This window comes from Streptomyces sp. NPDC055013 (genome assembly GCF_053608645.1).
The window spans coordinates 212,451-232,463 of the sequence record NZ_JBSGVW010000001.1 but is presented as its reverse complement, the minus strand read 5'-3'; the positions used below and the strand labels follow the sequence as shown (position 1 = coordinate 232,463).

The window sequence follows — 20,013 nt, the reverse complement described above, 5'->3', positions numbered from 1 at the left end:
TAACGGAGTTCGAACGTTCCAACGCCGAAACCTGGCGGCTCTTGATCGTTCCAAGTCGCCAAGTGGCCGGATCCAGCACGCTCATTAATAGGCCTGAAACATTCCGGTTGAGCCCTCGGCTGACACACCCCGACGCCCCTTGCGTTCACGACCGAGCCGAGTAATCGTGATTACATGATTACGAGCGAACAACGAGAGAAGCTGGGCGGCTGGTTCGCCGGCCGCCTGCCGGACGACCTCTTCGAGGAACCGGCCGAGGTCACGGTCGACCGCGAGGAGATCACCGTGATCGGCCGCATCCCCGCACCTCAGCTGGCTGAGGGCAGCTCGGCCGCCGAGCGGGAGGCCGCCGTGGAGGGCCGGATCCAGGAGTTCCGGGAGCGCACCCGGGAGACCCGGATCGAGGTGGCCCGCGAGGCGGAGCACCGATTCCGCAGAAAGGTTTCCTGGGGCGTGGAGTGCGACGGCCGGCGCGCCATGTTCACGCACATCGCCGCCCCCGTGATGACCCGGCTCCGGCAGCCCGAGCGCCAGGTCCTCGACACCCTGATCGCCGGCGGGGTCGCCCGCAGCCGCAGCGACGCCCTCGCCTGGTGCGTACGCCTCGTCCAGCGGCACACGGACGACTGGCTCACCGAACTGCGCGAGTCCCTGGAGAACGTCCAACGGGTGCGGGCACAGGGGCCGGACGCACCTGACACCGACACGGAGGAGGCTCCCAAGGACGGCAACTGATGGAGGATTCGTCCACTCACGGCACCGAAGATGGATGAACCGTCCTCTGGTGCGGTTCCCGCGGACCGCCTTACCGTCTGCAGACCCCGAGAGGACGGCATCCGCGCTGCCCGCACATCCCAGCGGCAGCGGCAGGCACCGGCCGTCGGCCCGCCGCGCCACAACGCGCTCCACCGCCCCGCCCACGCTGGAGCCCTCCCTTGTCCCCACAGTTCCCAGCGGCCTCACCGGCCCAACGCCCCGCCCCCTCTCCCTCCTTGACCGAGGTCGAGACCCACGGCGTCGACCGCATCCCCGACACCGAACGCAGCGCCTCCCCGCTGGACCTGTTCCGCCTCGCCTTCGGCGGCGCCAACACCTTCTCCACCTGTGTCCTGGGCGCCTTCCCGATCCTGTTCGGCCTCTCCTTCTGGCAGGGCCTCGCGGCCACCCTCCTCGGGGTCGTCGCGGGTGCGCTGATCCTGTGCCCCATGGCCGTGTTCGGACCGGTCAACGGCACCAACAACGCCGTCTCGTCCTCCGCGCATCTCGGTGTGCACGGCCGCGTGGTCGGCTCGTTCCTGTCCCTGCTGACAGCCGTGGCGTTCTTCTCCATCTCCGTGTGGAGTTCGGGCGACGCCCTGGTCGGCGGCGCGCACCGGCTCTTCGGCCTGCCGCGCGGCAACCTGTCGTACGTCGTCGCGTACGCCCTGTTCGCGGGGCTGGTTCTGGCGGTGTGCGTGTACGGGTTCCGCTTCATGCTGTTCGTCAACAAGGTCGCCGTGCCCGCGGCGAGCGTGCTGTTCCTGCTCGGCATGGTCGCGTTCGCCGGTGACTTCGACCCGTCGTACACGGGCGTCTTCACGGCCTCCGCGGACGCGGCGACCCAGTCGCTGTTCTGGCCGTCCTTCATCGGCGCGGCTCTGATCGTGCTGTCCAACCCCGTCTCCTTCGGGGCGTTCCTCGGTGACTGGTCGCGCTACATCCCGGCGAGCACCCCGCGCCGCAAGGTGATCGGTGCCGCGTTCCTGTCGCAGATCGCGACGCTGCTGCCGTTCCTGTTCGGCCTGGCGACCGCGAGCATCATCGCCGCCAAGGTTCCGGAGTACGTCGATCCGGCGGCGCCCGACTTCGTGGGCGGACTGCTGGCGATCTCGCCCGGCTGGTACTTCCTGCCGGTGTGTCTGCTGGCGCTGATCGGCGGCATGGCGACGGGCACCACCGCGCTGTACGGGACCGGCCTCGACTTCTCCTCGGTGTTTCCGCGGCTCTCACGGGTGCAGGCGACGCTGCTGGTCGGCGCGCTGTCGATCGGGTTCATCTTCGTCGGGCGGTTCGGCCTCGACCTGGTGCAGTCGATCTCGACCTTCGCCACCATGATCATCACCTGCACCACGCCGTGGATGGTCGTGATGATGCTGGGCTACTGGACCCGACGCGGCTGGTACGACCCGGACGCCCTGCAGGTCTTCAACCGCCGTCAGCGCGGTGGCCGTTACTGGTTCGCGCACGGCTGGAACTGGCGGGGCATGACCGCCTGGTGGGTGGCGGCGCTGCTCGGCGTGCTGTTCACCAACATTCCGGGCCAGTTCGTCGGCCCGCTGGGCGATCTCGCGGGCGGGGTGGACATCAGCCTGCCGTTGTCGCTGGTCGTCGCGGCCGTACTGTTCCTGGCACTGCTGCGGGTGTTCCCCGAGCCGAGGGCGGTGTACGGACCCCAGGGGGCGCGGCTGGCCCGGACGGTCGAGGTGGCCGTACCGCCGATCACCGGGCCCGGCGCGAAGGGCGACGAGGAGCCGTTGTCGGACCCGTCCGCTACGTTGCGAGCATGACCAACTTCGTACTGGTGGCAGGGACGTGGCTCGGGGCGTGGGCGTGGGACGAGGTGGCGGGCGAACTGCGCGCCGCCGGGCACGACGTCCATCCGCTGACGCTGTCCGGACTCGCCGAGAAGCAAGGTGTTGCCGCCGGGCAGCAGACCCACGTCCAGGACATCGTGGCGGAGGTCGAGCGCCTCGACCTGCGGGACGTCGTCCTCGTCGGGCACAGCTATGGCGGCATTCCGGTCGGACAGGCGGCCGAGCGAATCGGTGACCGGCTGAGGCGCGTGGTGCTGGTCGACGCCAATGCCGCGGTCGACGGGGAGTCGTTCCTGTCGGGCTGGCTGAGCGACGAAGTGCGGGCGGCGATCGAGGACAACGGCGGCGTCTGGCCGCCGCTCGCAGCGGCCGACTTCGCGGGCCAGGGGATGACGGACGAGCAGATCGCCCGCATCGTCGACGGCGCCACCCCGCACCCGGGTGCCACGCTGACCGAACCGGCGGACATGCCACGCCCGCTGAGTGAGCTTCCGGGCCTCTACATCAAGTGCCTGCTCGACGGCGACGAGCCGATGCCCGCCGCCGCCGAACTCCTCAAGGGCGACCGCTGGGAACTCGTGACCCTGGACACCGGCCACTGGCCGATGTTCTCCCAGCCACGCGAACTGGCACGCATCCTGCACGAGTCGGTGGCGAGCCCCTGATCCACTCCCCCGCCTACCGGTCGGTATGGTCGGCGTACAGCGCGTTCTCAGTGACGAGAGGCGGGGCCTACGCATGGGCAAGCACTGGGCGGACTTCCAGTACGAGATCTATCTGAACGGCATGACGGGGGTCGTACCCCGGCTGCCCACCGATCTGACCCGGCTGGAGGAGCTGACCGAGCAGCGCCTCGGTCCCGGTCCCGTCGGCTATGTGGCGGGCAGCGCGGGCGACGGCAGCACCGCCCGCGCCAACCGGGAGGCGCTGCGGCGGCGCCGGATAGTGCCACGCATGCTGCGGGACGTCCACGAACGGGACCTGTCCGTGGAGGTGTTGGGCCGCGCCCTGCCCGCCCCGCTGGCCCTGGCGCCGGTGGGAGTGCTGTCGATCATGCACCCGGACGCGGAGTGCGCGGCCGCGCGGGCCGCCGCCGCGCAGGGCGTGCCGTTCACCCTGTCCTCGGCGTCCAGCACTCCCATGGAACAGGTCGCGGAAGCGATGGGGGATGCCGAGCGCTGGTTCCAGCTGTACTGGCCGAAGGACCCGGAGGTGGCCCGGAGTTTCCTGAACCGGGCGAAGACGGCCGGGTTCACCGCCCTGATCGTCACCCTGGACACACCGATGCTGGCGTGGCGACCGCGCGATCTCGACCAGGCGTATCTGCCGTTCCTGCACGGCGTGGGCACCGCCAACTACTTCTCCGACCCGGCTTTCCGGGCGGGCCTGGCCAAGCCCGTGCACGAGGATCCGAACGCGGCCGTCATGCACTTCGTCGGCATGTTCTCGGACCCCGCGAAGACCTGGCCGGACCTGGCGTTCCTGCGGGAGAACTGGGACGGCCCGATCGTCCTGAAGGGCGTGGTGCACCCGGACGACGCCCGTGCGGCCGCCGACGCCGGAATGGACGGCGTCGTCGTCTCCAACCACGGCGGCCGCCAGGTTGCCGGCTCCGTAGCGGCGGCCGACGCTCTCCCCCGGGTGGTGGAGGCGGTCGGTGACCGGCTGACCGTGCTGTTCGACAGCGGCGTGCGCACCGGCGACGACATCTTCAAGGCCCTCGCGCTCGGCGCGCGAGCGGTGCTCGTCGGACGCCCGTATGTGTACGGGCTCGGCCTCGACGGACAGGCCGGCGTCGAGCACGTCATCCGCTGCCTGCTGGCCGAACTCGACCTGACCCTCGCCCTGTCCGGGCACGCCACCCCCGCCACGATCGGCCCCGCCGACCTCATCGAGGAATCCGCATGACCGTCACGAAGAACGTCCTCGCCGTCATCTCGCCCCACGTGGGCGGGCGGGACATCGGAGCCGGACTGGCCACCCTCTTCCCCGAGGGAGCGAACGTCACCGTCGTCGAGGCGGCCGACGAGGACCCTGCCGCCCTGCGCTCGGCACACGTCGTCATCACCGCCCTCGCCCCGGTGACCGGCGAACACCTCATCGGCGCACCGGAGTTGGAGCTCGTGCAGTGCGCGAGCCACGGCTTCGACTACGTCGATGCGGAGGCGGCGCGTGAGCGCGGCGTGCGGGTGTGCAACATCGGCTCCAGCGGCGCCGAGGCGCAGAACGTGGCCGAGCAGACCTTCGCCCTCATGCTCGCGCTGGCCAAGCAGATCGTTCCCGCCCACACCGCGCTCGTCGCGGCCGACTGGGCACTCCCCCGACTCCAGCAGTCACTGACCGAACTGTCCGGCAAGACGCTCGGCATCGTGGGCCTGGGCCAGATCGGCCGGCAAGTCGCGCGCCGCGCCGCCGCGTTCGACATGAGCGTGGTCTATGCCGGACGGCGCCGGCTGCCGCCGGAGACGGAGGCCGAGTTCGGCGGCGCCCGTCATGTCCCGCTCGCCGAACTGCTGGGCACCTCCGACTACGTCTCCCTGCACACCCCGCTCACCGACGAGACCCGGCTCCTGCTGAACGCCGAGCGGCTGGCGTTCCTCAAGCCGACGGCGTTCGTGATCAACACCGCGCGAGGCGCCCTGATCGACCAGGACGCCCTCGCGGACGCGCTGGAGAAGGGCGCCGTGGCCGGGGCGGGCATCGACGTCTTCGACCCCGAACCGCCCACCCCCGCCCTGCGCCTGCTCCGCGCCCCGAACGTGGTGCTCTCCCCGCACGTCGGCGGCGTAACCCGCGAAACCCTCATCCGCATCGCCCTGGCCGCCGTCCAGAACGTGACGGACTTCCTCTCGGGCGGGGCACCGCGTGATGTCGTGAACTAGGGCGGTTTTACGGGCGCCCGGCGGGCTGGGCTCGCGCTTGGCAGCGTGACCTGGCGCCGCTCCACCTCTGCTGAGTGCGGCAGCGGGCCAGCGGCCCAGGCAGCCCATGGTGGAGCGGCTCAGGGCGGAGTCGCCCCACGCCTCCCGCCGTCCCAGCCCCCGACACCGACCCACCCCGGCGGCCGCCGCGCGGTTCGGCGGTGTCCGCGCGCCCGGCCGCCGAGGTCGCCCTACGCCCTCTCCTCCCCCACCCTCACAGACCGCGCCGCGGGCGCCTCCGCCTCGGCGCTCGACAGCGACCCGGGGCTCGCGGATGGTGCCGGATCGGTGAGCCAGCGCTGGGCGTCGGAGGCCTCGCGGACCTTGACGACGATCTCGGCGCCGTCGTCCGCCGTCGTGGCCGCGAGGGCGAGCTGCTCGTCCCAGCGGGGCAGTAACTCGCCCCGGACGGTGAGGTCGTAGCGCACGTCGTCGCCCCGCTCGGAGTCCTCGTCGGCGCACCGGCCAAGGATCACCACGCCGGCGTCCACGTGCGAGTCGAGGCACAGATCGAGGTCCGCCACGCTGCGCAGCCTGCCGTCCTTCTCGTACGACCACTGCTGGGTGTCGTCGGCCGAGCACGCGGCCAACCTGGTCCCGGCCCCCTCCTTCGGCTCGCCCCGGATGTCGAGACACAGGTCGGCGCCGGCGTTGCGCAGCCTGGTCTGCCGCGGGGCGTGGGGAAGTTGGGCCGTGCCGGGCGGCGCGGAGGACACGGCCGGGGGCAGCTGGGTCGCGGTGCCGCCGCCGGTGGCGGAGGCGGCCGGGTCGACCCCGTCGTCATCGGACAGCAAACCTGCGGCGAGCATGATCGCGATCAGCCCGGCGGAGGCCAGGCCCACCCCCGTGAGCAGCGTCCGCGAGGGACGCGGTCCACCGGGCGGCCTGCGCACCTGCGCGGGAATCCGCGACAGCAGACCACGTCGCCCGGCGCCGTGCCGGGCGGAGCCGCGTGCGCGGGGTCCGTCGGGCTTGGTACGCCCCGGTCTGGTGTCGAGATAGCGGCGTGCCCCCCAGCCGAGCACCGCCTCGGCGATGAGTACGCCCAGCCCGCCCTCGAAATGGCTCAGTTGTTCGGCGGCGTTACGGCAGTAGCGGCACTCCGACAGATGCTGCTGGACATCCGGCAGCAAGGCCCCGCCCCGGCGAATCGGGACGTCGAGGAGGCGGTTGTAGAACCGGCAATCCTTCGTCGGCGCGAGTTCCCGATGAGCATGTACACAACCTTCGCGGAATTTATCACGCGCTTGTTCGAGTGCAGCCGAGGCGGTAACGGCATCCATGCCCAACAGACCGGCGGGCACGCTTACCGACTCGGCCTCCACCTCGGTATGCCAGAGCAGACATCGGGCAAGTCCCGGAAGCGCCTGGAATGACCGATCGGCGAGCTTGCGATTTTCGGGCGTCATGGACTTCGCGGTACGCATACCGCGCCCGCCCGCGGGTTTCGCCAGCTCCGGCAGAACGCTCGCTATTCGCTCGTCGGCCGACCACTGCCGCACCGCGTCCCGGACCGCGACGAGGAGCCGGGGGCGCATAGCGGTGGCCGGCTCGCCCAGCGCCAGGCGGTCGAGGACCTGGTGGAAGGCGGCAGCGGTGACCATGTCGGCGGCGGTCCCCGGGGAGGCGAGGCAAATCACCGCGTACTCGTGGGCCGGTTGCCAGTGCCGCGCCATCAGCAGCGCGACGGAAGGAGCGGCCTCGCCGTCCGGACGGCCCCGGAGCCGGCCGGCGAGACCTTCGTCGGATTCCTCCGGAACCCCGCCGGGCGGCGGGTAAGGAGGGCGAGGGGGGTGGGGGGTGGGCACTGAACGGATTCCTTCCCACGCTCATGACTCAGAAGTTCCGATCGCCGAAAAGGACCGAGCGACTTGGTGTGTACCTCTTCGGCATGGGCGCGGGGAGCGCGAATTCACCAAAGCCCATCCGCTCCGGTTCCCCTCGGAACGCATGAGCCCCGGCCTTTTACACCCCCCACGGATGGTTCACCCTTGCACAGCGCACGGATGGCCAACAAGACACTCGGGCAACATCCGCCCCTTTGAAAGAAAGTCAGAAACGGCGGCAACTGGCCACCCCTGCGTGAGCTTTCGACATTCCATGCGCCCCGTGTGAATCCCCCGCACGCGCCGGAGCACCACGCGCGCTGCCCGGCGCGCACGCCGGCGTAGTCCACTGGGATCGGCCATCTCGGAAGGCCCCGTTCCTCCCGCCCTCGGTCGGCGGCCCCTGAGGCGGGAGGAACGGGGATGGCCGGCCGCCCTCAGATCTGCCAGGAGCGCAGCCGGTCGGCGGCGCCGTACACGTCGGCCTTGCCGGAGATCAGGTCACGCGCGAGGTCGACGAGGGCGCCGTAGGGCGGGTCGATGCCGACGCCGCTGACGAACATGTAGGCCACCGCGGACGCGCAGGCGAAGCGGGCGTTGGCCGAGGGAAGCGGCTTGAGCAGGGCAAGGGTGTGCAGCAGGGCTGCGGCCCGCCAGGCCGGGTCGGAGTCGACGCCCAGGCGGGGCGGATCCACGCGATGGCGGGCGACGGCGGCGACCAACGCGGAGAAGTCGTTGACCGTGGGCTGGTCCGGCAGGACCTCTTCGTGCCGCTGGAGCAGCCAGGGCACGTCGATATGAATGACGGGTGCCATCGGTCAGGCGGCCCGTCCCGCGCCCTTGGCGGACGGTTCGTCGTCGGGGAAGGCGGCCGCGAATTCGTCGGCGTGCGACGCGAAGAACCGGCGGAACGCCTCGGCACCCTCCTGCAGCGCCCGGTGCCGGGCTATGTCGGCCGCGGCGGCCTCCCGCACGAGCGCCTTCATCGACGTACCGCGTTCCTTGGCGATCTGCCGCAGGTCCTCTAGCTCGCGGTCGCTGAACTCCACATTGAGAGCTGGCATGCCTTCACGGTACCGCTCGGGTACTTACCCGTAAATACGTGCAGGTCAAGCGCGATCTATGCCGGTACCAGGCGGGTTCGGAACCCCCGGTTCGGCACGCGGTATCCGTCGCATGGCCGAGACCTGGGTCACATTCAGCGGTGGGATGTCACATTCCGGCCCCCGCCGGACCTCGCAGTAGTGAGCACGCACTGGGAGGCCCACGCATGTCCGACACCCCCGCACCCGTCACCGACGACGCGACCGGCGTCTTCGTCGAGCATCGCGAGCTGATGTTCGGCGTCGTCTACAACATGCTCGGCAGCGTCGCCGACACGGAGGACGTACTCCAGGAGAGCTGGCTGTCGTGGACGGCGCGGAACGAGGGCGCGCCGCTCGACGGGGTCGAGAATCCGCGGGCGTATCTCGTGCGGATCGCCGTCAACCACGCGTTGACCCGGCGGGCTGCGATCAGCCGTCGCCGGGAGACGTACGTCGGTCCGTGGCTGCCCGAACCGCTGGTCGCGGGTGGCGAGGACGACGCTGCCGACGATCCGGCCCTGCGCACCGAGTCCGTGTCCCTGGCGATGCTGGTCGTGCTGGAGTCGCTGACGCCACTGGAACGCGCGGTGTTCGTGCTGCACGAGGTGTTCGGATACCCGCACACGGAGATCGCGCAGATCATCGACCGCAGCCCGGCGGCCGTACGGCAGCTGGCGCATCGGGCGCGGGGGCATGTGCATGCGCGGCGGCCGCTGTACGAGGCGCATCCACGGGTGCGACGGGAGGCTACGGAGCGGTTCGTGCGGGCCGCGGTGGGCGGGGACATCGCCGCGCTGATGGAGATCCTCGCGCCGGACGTGACGGTGTGGACGGACGCCGGCGGCAAGCGGAAGCCGGCGGCGCTGCGTCCCGTGCACGGCAGGGACAAGGCGCTCCGGTTCTTCGGCTCGTACGCGAGGAAGGGTGGCGGCGCGGGAGGGCTGCGGCTGGGCTATCGGCGCGTCAACGGCGACGACGCCGTGATGCTGTTCCAGGGCGAGGAGCCGTACGCCGTCCTGGTCCTGGACCTCACGCCGGACGGCGACCGGGTGTCCGGTGTCTACGTGATCAGCAACCCCGACAAGCTGACCCACGTGCGCCGGGAGGAGGCGTGAGCGCCCGGGAGCTGCCCGCGGGCCGGGGCGAGCGGATCGCGGACTGGTTCGACGGGCGGCTCGGCATCCACTCGCTCGGCCGCAAGTACCTGCGCAAGGTCTTCCCGGACCACTGGTCCTTCCTGCTCGGCGAGATCTGCCTGTACAGCTTCGTCGTCCTGATCCTGACGGGCGTGTACCTCACCTTCTTCTTCCATCCGTCGATGAACGAGGTGACGTACCACGGCAGTTACCTCCCGCTGAACGGCGTCCGCATGTCCGAGGCGTACGCCTCCACCCTGGACATCAGCTTCGACGTGCGGGGCGGGCTGCTGATGCGGCAGCTGCACCACTGGGCGGCCCTGGTCTTCGTCGCCGGGATGCTCACGCACATGATGCGGCACTTCTTCACGGGGTCGTTCCGCAGGCCGCGGGAGATCAACTGGCTGTTCGGCTGGACCCTGCTGTTCCTGGGCCTGTTCGAGGGCCTGTTCGGCTACTCGCTGCCGGACGACCTGCTGTCGGGGACGGGGCTGCGGTTCGTGAACGGGGCGCTGTTGTCCGTGCCGATCGTCGGGACGTATCTGTCGATGTTCCTGTTCGGCGGGGAGTTCCCGGGCCATGACATCGTGGCCCGCTTCTATGCGCTGCACATCCTGGTGATCCCCGGCATCATGGCGGCGCTGGTCGTGGCGCACGTCCTGCTGGTCGTGTACCACAAGCACACCCAGTTCGCGGGTCCCGGGCGCACCGAACGCAACGTCGTCGGCGCCCCGTTCATGCCGATGTACCTGGCGAAGGCGGGCGGCTTCTTCTTCCTGGTCTTCGGCGCTCTCACCCTGATCGCGGCGGTGGCGTCGATCAACCCGGTCTGGTCGTACGGCCCCTACCGGGCGGACCAGGTCTCCACGGGCGCCCAGCCCGACTGGTACCTGGGCTTCGCCGAGGGGCTGGTCCGCGTCATGCCGGGCTGGGAGATCACCCTGTGGGGCCACACGCTCGTCCTCGGCGTGCTGATCCCGGTCGTGGTCTTCCCGCTGCTGCTCGTGTTCATCGGCGTGTATCCCTTCCTGGAGGCGTGGATCACCGGCGACAAGAGCGAGCACCACCTCCTCGACCGGCCCCGCAACCGCCCCGTCCGCACGGGCATCGGCGCGGCCTGGATCAGCCTCTATCTGATCCTCCTGGCCGGCGGCGGCAACGACATCGTGGCGACCCGGCTCCATCTGTCGATCAACGCGGTGACCTGGGCGATCCGGATCGCGGCGCTGACCGTCCCGGTGCTCGTGTTCGTCGTCACCCGGCGCATCTGCCTGGGGCGCCAACTCCAGGACAGGGAGTGGGTGTTGCACGGCCGGGAGACCGGCGTGATCAAGCGACTTCCGCACGGCGAGTACGTCGAGGTGCACCAGCCCCTGGACCAGGCCGCACTGCACACGCTGACCGCGCATGAGCGGCCGGGCCAACTCGTGGAGCACGAACCGCGGAGGAACCAGTAGGTGACCTGCCACCGAACTCCAGGTTCACCAGGGGTGTATATCTGAAATGCCGTACAACCTCCGGTGATGTCCCGGGTGTCACACCCATGCCGGCACGCCCCCGCATGCTCCCGGCACGACATCACGCCTCACCACAACGGAGTTCACGTGCGTATGCGTTTACTGGCCGCTCGACCGATCGCTTTGGCGGCCCTCACCCTCCTCGCGAGCGCGGTGGTCGTACCGTCCGCCCACTCGGCGGACCGGGACTACACGGTGACCCTCACCACCAGCACCGACACCACCGACTTCGCCACCGCACGGTCGACCTGACCGGGACCCTGACCGGCCCGGACGGGACACCCGCCGCGAACCTCCCGGTCCAGCTCGAGCAGTCCGTTCTGTTCAGGACCTGGAACCCGTGGGGCGACCCCATCGACCCGACGGAATGGGAGACCCGCAGCCTGGGCACCGTCCGCACGGACGCCGAGGGACGCTTCAAGCTGGAGGACGTGCCGGCGGACCGCTGGGACGGCCGTCCGAGCCCCTATCTCAACCCCCGGCACGAGGTGATGTTCCGTGCCATGTACGACACGGACAACCCCACCGACGGCCAGATGGCGTTCGCGGACGCGGAGGTGAGCGTCCAGCCCGTCGCGAGCTCCCTCACCTACCGGGTCAGCAACATCATCGTGCGCGCCGGCATGCGTCTGACCGTCACCGGCAAGGTCACGTGGCCCGCCGGGCACGGACCGGTCGAGGGCACCCGGGTGTTCCTGCGGCAGTACTTCGAGACCGAGTACAACGCACAGACCACCACGGACGCCGACGGCAACTTCACCATCAACACCACGGTCCGCGGCTACGACAACGAGTTCGTGCTCTTCTCGGCGCCCAAGGACTACTACATGTCCGGCGTGACCAAGGAACTCCCGATCAAGAACATCACCCGGTAGCGGCCGCCGGTCACTGCCGTGAGCCCGCAGCCGCATGTCGCGACGGCGGGCTCACGGCCCTCGCGCCGGGCTATCCCTGGCCGGCCACGAAGGAGGCCATCCGGGTCAGTGCGGAGTTCCAGTTGATCGTGTGCTCGTTCGTCGACCAGGACTGGATGTCGTCGATGTAGCAGAACTGACCGACGCAGCCCTGGAGTTTGCTCTGTGCGTAGGGGTCCTGGATGCTCGAGTTCGGCCCGCCGGCGAGCGTGCCGACCGGCGGGTTCGGCTGGCTCGGGTCGAGCTGATGGGCGTACCAACGGGCGTGCTGATTACGGGCGTTGACCTCGCCGTAGCCGGTCACGTACGAGATGTTCAACGCGTTGCGGCCGAGCAGATAGTCCATGCTCTGCACGGCGCCGTCGCGGTACTTCGAGGCACCCGTGATGTCGTAAGCGGTCGCGATGACGACGGCGTTGTGCAGGATCTGGTGGTTGGATCCCCAGTCGTAGAGGATCTCGGGCGGGGCGTAGGGCATTCCGTACGCCTGTGACCTCAGCGTGGCCAGATAGCTGTCCGCTCCCTTGATCACGGACTGGCGCACCTTGTCGCGCCCGGGCAGGCGGCTCGGCACGGTCGCGAGGTCCAGCCGGGCCGCTGCCGCCGTCCTGGCCCAGTCGTAGCCGAGGGGGCCGAAGATGTCGGCGGTGTGGACCGGGGAGTTGAGGACGTGGTCCGCGAACTCCTTTTCGCCGGTGCTGAGATACAGCTCGGCCGCGGCCCAGTAGAACTCGTCGGTGACGTTGTTGTCGGCGTAGGTGCCGCCGCCGATGCCGTCGCTCTCGGAGGCGTACCGGTCGGGGTGCGCGAGCGCCGCCGACCACGCCTTCCGTGCGGCGGCCAGGGTCTTCGCCGCGAACTCCTTGTCGTACGGGCGGTACAGGCGCGCCGCCTGCGCGGCCGTCGCCGCCAGGTTGAGGGTCGCCGCGGTGGACGGCGGATGCAGTTCCCGCTTCTGCGGATCGGCGCTCGGCAGCAGCGGCAGGCCCGTCCACTGCTCGTCGTGGATCTTGTGATGGGCCATACCGGCCAGCGGCTGACCCGCGGGCACCTGCATCTTCAGCAGGAACTCCAGCTCCCAGCGGACCTCGTCGAGGATGTCCGGCACCTTGTTGCCGCTCTCCGGGATGGCGAGCGTGCCGTCGCCCAGCTTCTTCGGCTGCCCGGTGCGGGCCAGCCGTTCGCGCTCGTAGGTGCTCAGCAGCTCCCAGACGGCGATGCCGCCGTTGACGACGTACTTGCCGTGGTCACCCGCGTCGTACCAGCCGCCGGTGACGTCGAGCCGGTAGTCACAGACGCCCGGCTGGCAGGGCACGTTGCCGTCGCCCTGGTTGGGTGCGACGTCGACGTGTCCGGCGGGGCGGGCGTAGCCCGGGCGCAGGTCGTCGCGGATCGCGATGCCGCTGCGCTGCGTGTAGTAGTACTTCACGGCGTCCAGGCGCAGCCGGTCGTAGGCCGCCGTCCCGATGCCGAAGGGACGGCTCGTCTCCCCGTCCGCGACGAGCGTGAAGCCCTCACCCTGCTTGCGGTAGGCGCCGAAGTCGAGGGAGTGCACGTTCTGCGCGGAGGAGGCGTCGGTGCCGCGCGGCACGGTCCAGCCGTGGGCCACTACGGCCCCGGAGGCGTTCTTGAGCTGCCAGGGCAGCTTCCCGGTCGCATCGGTGACCAGCGTGGCGTTCTTCGGCCCGGCGGGCAGATAGGCGACCTGGTTCACCCGCACCCGCGGCCCGGTGTCCGGCTCGTACACCTCGGGCGGAACTCCACCCAGCAGCGAAGCGTCGTCCATGCAGAAGCGCCACGCGTCCACGCTGCCGCCCAGTTGGAAGGCGACCTGGCCCTGCGGGGTGTCCACGGGTGAGGTGAAGGTGTACGCGTAGGAGTTGCCGGAGACGCTCAGCTGCGGCGTCACCTCGAAGTAGGTGTCGTACGGCGCCGCCGACAGACCGACGATCGCCCGCACCACATGCCCCTCGGGCGAGCCGTTCGCGGTGAAGGAGAAACGGTACGACTCCCCCTTCACCAGTGTGATGTCGTTCTGTCCGACGGCCGCGTCCCACGGGTTGGCGGTGCCGCCGGGCACGTCGGCGCAGAGCTGCCCGTCGGACAGGCTCGCGGTGACGTTGCTGCTCGTCCACCACGGCTCGGTGGTGGTGTCGAAGCTGCCGTTCTCGAGCTGCTCGACCTCATCGGCGCCGGCCGGTGCGGCCGGGAGTGCGGTGAGTCCCGCCGCCAGCAGGGCCGTCAGGGACAACAGGGTGGTTCTGCGTCGTTTCACGTCTGGGCTCCTCGGGGGAGGTACGGGTGACGCTCACGGTGGGAGCGCTCCCAGAGGCGGACACTGCCATGCTTGTTGGCGACATGACACCCCGTCAACGGTCCGGACGTAACGCTTCGCTGGAATCCGCCGGATGAGGTCGCCTTTCGAATGCGGAGCCGCTGTGGCTTGTCGCGCAGTTCCCCGCGCCCCTTACGGGGCGCTGCCGAACCGGGGGTCCGGACAGTCGCCGCACCGGGTCCGCGCCCGGCCGAAGTCCACTCCGACGGGGCGCGACGCCGAGCAGTCAAGGGGGCGCGCGGACGTTCCGGTACGGGCGAGTCGCCGACGCACTAGGCTGGAGCCGAGCTGACACGCTTGTTCACCGTGAGTGTGCACGTGGGAGTGGCGAGCATGAGCCCGGAGTACCCGTTCGACGAGGCCGCGACGGCCCGGGCGGTCATCGACGACGACGGTGTGCTCGTCGAGTGGAACGCCGGTGCCGAGCGACTGCTGGGCCACCCGGCCGCCGAGGTCGTGGGGCGTCCGGCCGCGGAGCTGCTGGCCGACGAGCAGGGCAGCGGCGCCCCTCCGGGCGAACGCTGGGACGGCATCCTCACCCTGCGCCGCCGCGAAGGCGGCACGGTCTCGGTGTGGGTGCTCGCGCACCGTGTACGGCTGAAGCGTGACGGGCCCTTTCGGTGGCTCGTGGTCACGCCGCTCGAAGGCCAGGGGCCGCGTCCGCCGGACGATCCGCTGGACCATGTCGGGCTCCTCGAGTCCCCCTGCGCCATCGCCATCTACGACGACCGGCTCCGCGTGCGCAGGATCAACGCCGTCATGGCGGAGGCCCTTCAACTCTCCGAGGAGCACGTGCAGGGACTGCGGGCGCCCGAGCTGACCGGCAGACGTCAGAGCTACGACATCGAGCGGCAGCTTCTTCGCGTGCTCACCACGGGCCGGGGCACCGACGTGCGGGCGTACATCCCGGCCGGCGGTGACAGGACGCACGCCTGGCTGGCCCGAGTGGCCCCGATCACCGATGGCAAGGGGCGGGTGCGCGGCGTGTCCGTCGCCGCGCACGACTTCACCGAGCAGTACATGGCCCAGGAGCGACTGCAGCTGGTGAACGAGGCCAGCGTCCGCATCGGCACCACCCTCGACGTCACGCGCACGGCCCAGGAGCTGGCCGACATCTGTGTCCCCGCCCTCGCCGACTTCGTCAGCGTCGATCTGCTGGACCCGCCGGAGCACGGCGAGTCGCCCGCCGGCCGCCCGACCGCCCCGGTCAACCTACGCCGGGCCGCCCACCGCTCCGTCAACACGGGCAACCCCGAGGCCGTGGTCAAGCCGGGCCACGTGGATGTCTACCCCGCCCCGTCACCGCAGGCGGACGCGCTGCTGGCGGGCCACACCATCGTGGCCTCGACGTCGACCGACGACCTCGCGCAGTGGCTCGCCTGGGACCCCGAGCGCGCGGAGCGGATCAAGGCGTACGGCATCCACACCACCATGTCCGTACCGATCCAGGCGCGGGGCACCACCCTCGGGGTCGCCGTGCTCAGCCGGTTCAAGAACCCCGAGCCGTTCACGCCCGACGACGTGCTGCTGGCCGAGGAGGTCACGGCACGCGCGGCCGTCTGCATCGACAACGCCCGCCGCTACTCCCGCGAACGCGAAACCGCCCTCGCCCTGCAGCGCAGCCTGCTGCCCCGGTCCCTGCCGCACACCGCCGCGCTCGAAGCGGCCTCACGGTATCTCCCGGCTGCGCGCTCCGGCGTGGGCGGCGACTGGTTCGACGTGATCCCGCTGTCCGGGATGCGGGTGGCGATGGTCGTCGGGGACGTGGTCGGCCACGGCGTCCAGGCCTCCGCCACCATGGGCCGGCTGCGCACCGCCGTGCGCACCCTGGCCGACATCGACCTCGCGCCCGACGAGCTGCTGACCCACCTCGACGACCTGGTCGTACGGCTGTCCGACGAGGCGGGCACCGAGGGCAGCTCCGGCGACGTCGGCGCCACCTGCCTGTATGCGGTGTACGACCCGGTCTCCCGACGCTGCACGCTGGCCCGCGCCGGGCACCCCTCGCCCGTCATGGTTCCGCCCGGCGGCGAGCCGCGGGAGATCGAGCTGCCCGCCGGGCCGCCGCTGGGCCTGGGCGGACTGCCGTTCGAGTCCGCTGAGATCGAGTTGCGCGAGGGCACGGTGCTGTCCTTCTACACCGACGGCCTGATCGAGACCCGGGTGCGTGATGTCGACGCCAGCCACGCGCTCCTGTGCGAAGCGCTGGCGTCCTCCTCCGACTCACTGGAGGAGACCTGCGACCGCGTCCTGAGCGCCCTGCTCCCGACGGGGGGCGTCGCGGACGACGTGGCCCTGCTGCTGGCCCGTACTCAGGGGCTGCCCGCCTCCCGGGTCGCGACCTGGGACATCCCGGCGGACCCGGCGCTCGTCGCGCCCATCCGCAAGCAGGTCCTGGAGCAGCTCGACATCTGGAATCTGATCGAGGCTTCGTTCACGGCCGAGCTGGTGGTGAGCGAACTGGTCACGAACGCCATCCGCTACGGCATCCACCCCATTCGGCTCCGGCTGATCCATGACGCGCGGACGCTGATCTGCGAGGTGTCCGACACCAGCCACACGGCGCCGCATCTGCGCCGCGCCAAGACCTTCGACGAGGGTGGCCGCGGACTGCTGCTGGTCGCTCAGCTGACCCAGCGCTGGGGCAGCCGGCACACGCCGGACGGCAAGACGATCTGGGCGGAGATCGGACTCCTCGGCGAGGGGTGACTCCTTGATGCCGGGTGACTACTCGGCCGGAAAACGGGGAGGCGTGACAGACATGGGACGTGCACGGACACTCCACCCCTTACACCGAGCGACTCCCCTCGTGAGCGCCGTCGCGCTGGTGAGCCTGCTGGCCGGCTGCGCCGACGGCGCCGACTCCACGGGCACCGCGCAGACACCGGCCGGCACCAGCGGCCGTACGACCGGGCCGCCCACGGCCGACACCGGGAGCCCCACGACCGGGCCCCGCACGACCGGACCTGCGACGACCGGGACGGGCCCAGCCGACACCGGCAGCCCCGTGACCCAGTCGGGCGCCGCCGCCCCGCGCTGCCACACCGCCGAGCTGCGCGCGAAGATCGGCCGGCCCAGTCCGGGCGCCGGACAGCGCAACTTCCCGATCGTGCTGACCAACACGACCGAACGCACCTGCACGGTCCGTGGCTACCCCGGTGCCGCCTTCGTGGACGCGTCCGGCAAGCAACTAGGCCCGGACCCGAAGCGCTCCCCCGACACGCCGACGGCCGTCACGCTGGCCCCCGGCCGAAGCGCCTGGGCGGGGCTGTCCTTCGCCAGCCCAGAGATCAGCGGGGCCCGTACGGCCCTGCCGACGGCGCTGCTCGTGACGCCGCCCGACGAACGGGAGTCGATCGAGGTGAAGTGGACGGCCGGCGAGGTGCCCGTGGCCGGGAACGAGTCCTCGGTGCGACTGACGGTGCTCCAGCCCGGGACCGGCGGCTGATCGGCCGGTTCCGGTTCAGTGGCGGCCGCCACCGCCGTATCCGTAGCCGCCGTATCCGCCGCCGTATCCGCCATTCCCGCCGTATCCGCCGGACCCCCCGTACCCGCCGCCGGACCAGCCGTTCTGGCCGTCCGACGGGCAGGAGTACGGGTAGTGGTAGCAGGACGCGTCGCTCGGGGTCGGGCTCGTGGCCGTCGGATGCGATGCGGTCGGGGTCGCGGACGGGGTCGGCTCCGGCGTCTTCGCCGGGCGGGGGGTGGCGGTCGGGGTCGGGTCGGCCGTCTTCACCCGCTCCTCCTCCGAGTCCCAGTTGACCACCTCCAGCTGGAGCTCCGGCTTCGACGTGTCGACCACCCAGTGCTGATCGTCGCTGTCGTCCTCGCGGGTCTTGAGGACCAGCGCGCCCGACCCGTCGGTGGCGGCCGGGCTCAGGGCGAGGTCCTGGTTGAAGCGCGGGACCAGGGTGCCCTGGAGCGTGAAGTCGTAGCGGACGTTCTTGGTCGCGGAGTCGGTGGCACCCGTGCAGGAGGCCAGTCGGACCGAGTAGCCGAGGTGGGAGTCGAGGCAGAGATCGGGGTTCGCGCCGCTGCGCACCAGGCCGTCGGTCTCGTACGACCACTGCTGACCGGCCGCCCCCGAGGAGCATGTGGTGAGTTCGGTCTCGGCGTTCTTGACGGCCTTCCCGCCGACGACGCCGACGCAGAGCCCGGACCCGATGTTGTAGAGCCGGCCTTGCAGCTCGCCCTTCGCGGCCTCGGCGGCGCCCGCCCAGGAGGGGTTGCTGGTGGCGGAGCCGGTGCCGGGGCCCGGCGTCTCGGTGGGCCGGTCGTTCGCAGCGGGAGCGGAACCGTCTCCGGATCCGTTGGTGGACCAGATGACGAGCGGGAGGACGACGAGGGCGCTGACGGTCGCGACGGCCGCGGTGAGGTTGCGGCGGCGGGCGGCGCGGCGGGCGGTCTTGAGAGCGACTCGACCGGAGCAGGTGCGGGTGGAGGTGGCGCCGGAACGCGTGGCGGTGGCTGGGTCGGTTTTCCGAGCCGTCCTGCGGGCGGCCCTGCGGGTGGTTCGAGGGCCGGCCTCCGCAGCGGAGGAGACCATGTCCGGGGCGGCGTAGGGCTCGCCCGCCGCGGTGAAGGGCTCACGGGCGGGGGCGGCGGGCCGACCCGGGGAGGCCGACGTCTCTGCGGCAGGGGCCGGCGGCTCACCACCGGGAGCGATGCCCTCCGCGGCAGGGGCACGGCGCCTACGGCCGGCGGAGGCACGGGAATTCACCGGTGAGGCGGGAGCACTTGCCGGGGCGGCAGAGGCATCTCCCGGCGGCGCGAAAGCGGCGGCGCCGTCCGCGAAGAACGACTCGCCGACGATCGGCGGTGCCGCGGCCGGCTCCGCCGCGGCCGGTGCCTCGGCCTGTCTCGCTCTCGACTCCAGATACTCCTGCGCACCCCAGCCGAGCACCGCCTCCGCGAGTGCGGCGCCGAGCCCGTCGTTGAAGAAGGTGAGCTGGCCGGCGGCGTCGCTGCAGTGCTCGCAGCGGTCCAGGTGGCCGCGCAGGTCGGGGTCGACGTCGACGCCACCGCGCCGGTACGTCACATCCAGCATCCGCAGGTACTGCCGGCACTCGTGCTCGGGGGCCAGCTCGCGGTGGACCTGGAGACACTCCTCGCGCAACCTCTCGTTGGCGCGACCCAGTTCGACGCGGGCGGACTCCGCGTCGAGGCCGAGCAGTCCGGCCGGCACGGCGAGGGGTTCGGCTTCGACCTCGGTGTGCCACAGCAGGCAGCGGGCCGACTGGGGGAGCCGTTGGAAGGCCCCGGACAGCAGTCGGCGGTTCGCGGGCGGCAGCAGGCGGGCGGCCACGCGCTCCGCGCCCTCCGCCTCGGACTGCAGCGCGGGGTGGAGCAACTCCCGTCTGCGGTCGGTGTCCCACTCCGCCGCGATACGGCGCACGGTGACGAGGAGTTGGGGACGCCACGCGGCCGTCGGTCCGGTCTGTCGCAGCGTTTCACCGAAAAGCCGGGTGAATGCCGCGGTGGTGAGCATTCCCGCGGACCGGGCGTCGGCGGTGCACAGCCGTGCGTAGGCGAATCCCGCTTCCCAGTGCCGGTCGAGGAGTTCACCGACCGGATGCAGCGCCGGTGTCACCCCCGTCCACTTCTTCAGTTCGGCGCTCAGTTGAGCGTCCGTCACATCAAAGAGGCGGGCGTCGCTGGGGGAATTCGACAGGCCTGCGTCACGCACGGCGGCATTCCTCCGGAGGG

At 71.0% G+C, this 20,013-nt stretch carries 16 protein-coding genes; 11 read left to right on the top strand and 5 right to left on the bottom strand.

From position 1 onward, the window contains the following. The first annotated feature begins 174 nt into the window (after positions 1 to 174). The 5 genes from ACWGDB_RS01010 to ACWGDB_RS00990 all read left to right on the top strand — a co-directional run bounded on the left by ACWGDB_RS01010 (position 175) and on the right by ACWGDB_RS00990 (position 5,455). Positions 175 to 735, top strand: a complete 561-nt coding sequence (locus ACWGDB_RS01010) for a hypothetical protein (RefSeq protein ID WP_453820432.1) — start codon at positions 175 to 177, stop codon at positions 733 to 735. Between the two features lie 200 nt (positions 736 to 935). Continuing rightward, complete coding sequence (locus ACWGDB_RS01005) at positions 936 to 2,546, top strand: purine-cytosine permease family protein (RefSeq protein WP_453820431.1); 1,611 nt, start codon at positions 936 to 938, stop codon at positions 2,544 to 2,546. Further along, on the top strand, positions 2,543 to 3,238 hold the full coding sequence (locus ACWGDB_RS01000) for an alpha/beta fold hydrolase (RefSeq protein WP_453820430.1): 696 nt from the start codon (positions 2,543 to 2,545) through the stop codon (positions 3,236 to 3,238). Before ACWGDB_RS01005 ends, ACWGDB_RS01000 begins: the two co-directional genes overlap by 4 nt. A gap of 73 nt (positions 3,239 to 3,311) precedes the next feature. After that, a complete protein-coding gene (locus tag ACWGDB_RS00995) occupies positions 3,312 to 4,481 on the top strand; it encodes a lactate 2-monooxygenase (RefSeq protein WP_453820429.1) in 1,170 nt (389 codons plus the stop codon). After that, the gene (locus ACWGDB_RS00990; RefSeq protein WP_453820428.1) at positions 4,478 to 5,455 is read left to right on the top strand and encodes a 2-hydroxyacid dehydrogenase; all 978 of its coding nucleotides are present in this window, start codon (positions 4,478 to 4,480) and stop codon (positions 5,453 to 5,455) included. The genes ACWGDB_RS00995 and ACWGDB_RS00990 overlap by 4 nt, the downstream gene beginning before the upstream one ends. 230 nt (positions 5,456 to 5,685) lie before the next feature. Here the strand turns inward: ACWGDB_RS00990 and ACWGDB_RS00985 are convergent, their stop codons facing one another. From ACWGDB_RS00985 to ACWGDB_RS00975, 3 genes are all read right to left on the bottom strand, one after another. Continuing rightward, the gene (locus ACWGDB_RS00985) at positions 5,686 to 7,302 is read right to left on the bottom strand and encodes an RICIN domain-containing protein (RefSeq protein WP_453820427.1); all 1,617 of its coding nucleotides are present in this window, start codon (positions 7,300 to 7,302) and stop codon (positions 5,686 to 5,688) included. A 455-nt stretch (positions 7,303 to 7,757) separates the two neighbouring features. Further along, on the bottom strand, positions 7,758 to 8,135 hold the full coding sequence (locus ACWGDB_RS00980) for a toxin Doc (RefSeq protein WP_369275183.1): 378 nt from the start codon (positions 8,133 to 8,135) through the stop codon (positions 7,758 to 7,760). Between the two features lie 3 nt (positions 8,136 to 8,138). Then, complete coding sequence (locus tag ACWGDB_RS00975; protein ID WP_093909931.1) at positions 8,139 to 8,384, bottom strand: hypothetical protein; 246 nt, start codon at positions 8,382 to 8,384, stop codon at positions 8,139 to 8,141. Positions 8,385 to 8,590: 206 nt separating this feature from the next. On the opposite strand from ACWGDB_RS00975, the gene sigJ reads away from it, so the two are divergent. From sigJ to ACWGDB_RS00955, 4 genes are all read left to right on the top strand, one after another. Beyond that, complete coding sequence (sigJ, locus tag ACWGDB_RS00970) at positions 8,591 to 9,520, top strand: RNA polymerase sigma factor SigJ (RefSeq protein ID WP_453820426.1); 930 nt, start codon at positions 8,591 to 8,593, stop codon at positions 9,518 to 9,520. Then, positions 9,517 to 10,998: a cytochrome bc1 complex cytochrome b subunit gene (qcrB, locus tag ACWGDB_RS00965; protein ID WP_453820425.1), complete on the top strand. Its 1,482-nt coding sequence runs from the start codon at positions 9,517 to 9,519 to the stop codon at positions 10,996 to 10,998. The genes sigJ and qcrB overlap by 4 nt, the downstream gene beginning before the upstream one ends. Before the next feature lie 147 nt (positions 10,999 to 11,145). Next, positions 11,146 to 11,310 (top strand): hypothetical protein, encoded by a 165-nt coding sequence (locus ACWGDB_RS00960; RefSeq protein ID WP_453820424.1) that lies wholly within the window; start codon positions 11,146 to 11,148, stop codon positions 11,308 to 11,310. Between the two features lie 179 nt (positions 11,311 to 11,489). Then, positions 11,490 to 11,933, top strand: coding sequence for a hypothetical protein (locus ACWGDB_RS00955; protein ID WP_453820423.1), 444 nt, complete (start codon positions 11,490 to 11,492; stop codon positions 11,931 to 11,933). A 70-nt stretch (positions 11,934 to 12,003) separates the two neighbouring features. Here ACWGDB_RS00955 and ACWGDB_RS00950 read toward each other — a convergent pair whose 3' ends face one another. Then, a complete protein-coding gene (locus ACWGDB_RS00950) occupies positions 12,004 to 14,247 on the bottom strand; it encodes a glycoside hydrolase family 9 protein (protein WP_453820422.1) in 2,244 nt (747 codons plus the stop codon). Between the two features lie 393 nt (positions 14,248 to 14,640). On the opposite strand from ACWGDB_RS00950, the gene ACWGDB_RS00945 reads away from it, so the two are divergent. Further along, positions 14,641 to 17,016, top strand: a complete 2,376-nt coding sequence (locus ACWGDB_RS00945) for a SpoIIE family protein phosphatase (RefSeq protein ID WP_453820736.1) — start codon at positions 14,641 to 14,643, stop codon at positions 17,014 to 17,016. 52 nt (positions 17,017 to 17,068) lie between these two features. Beyond that, the gene (locus ACWGDB_RS00940) at positions 17,069 to 17,755 is read left to right on the top strand and encodes a DUF4232 domain-containing protein (protein ID WP_453820421.1); all 687 of its coding nucleotides are present in this window, start codon (positions 17,069 to 17,071) and stop codon (positions 17,753 to 17,755) included. 15 nt (positions 17,756 to 17,770) lie between these two features. On the opposite strand, the gene ACWGDB_RS00935 is transcribed toward ACWGDB_RS00940, so the two are convergent. Beyond that, positions 17,771 to 19,993 carry a ricin-type beta-trefoil lectin domain protein gene (locus tag ACWGDB_RS00935; RefSeq protein WP_453820420.1) on the bottom strand — a complete coding sequence of 741 codons (2,223 nt, stop codon included), beginning with the start codon at positions 19,991 to 19,993 and terminating at the stop codon, positions 17,771 to 17,773. Positions 19,994 to 20,013 lie beyond the last annotated feature (20 nt).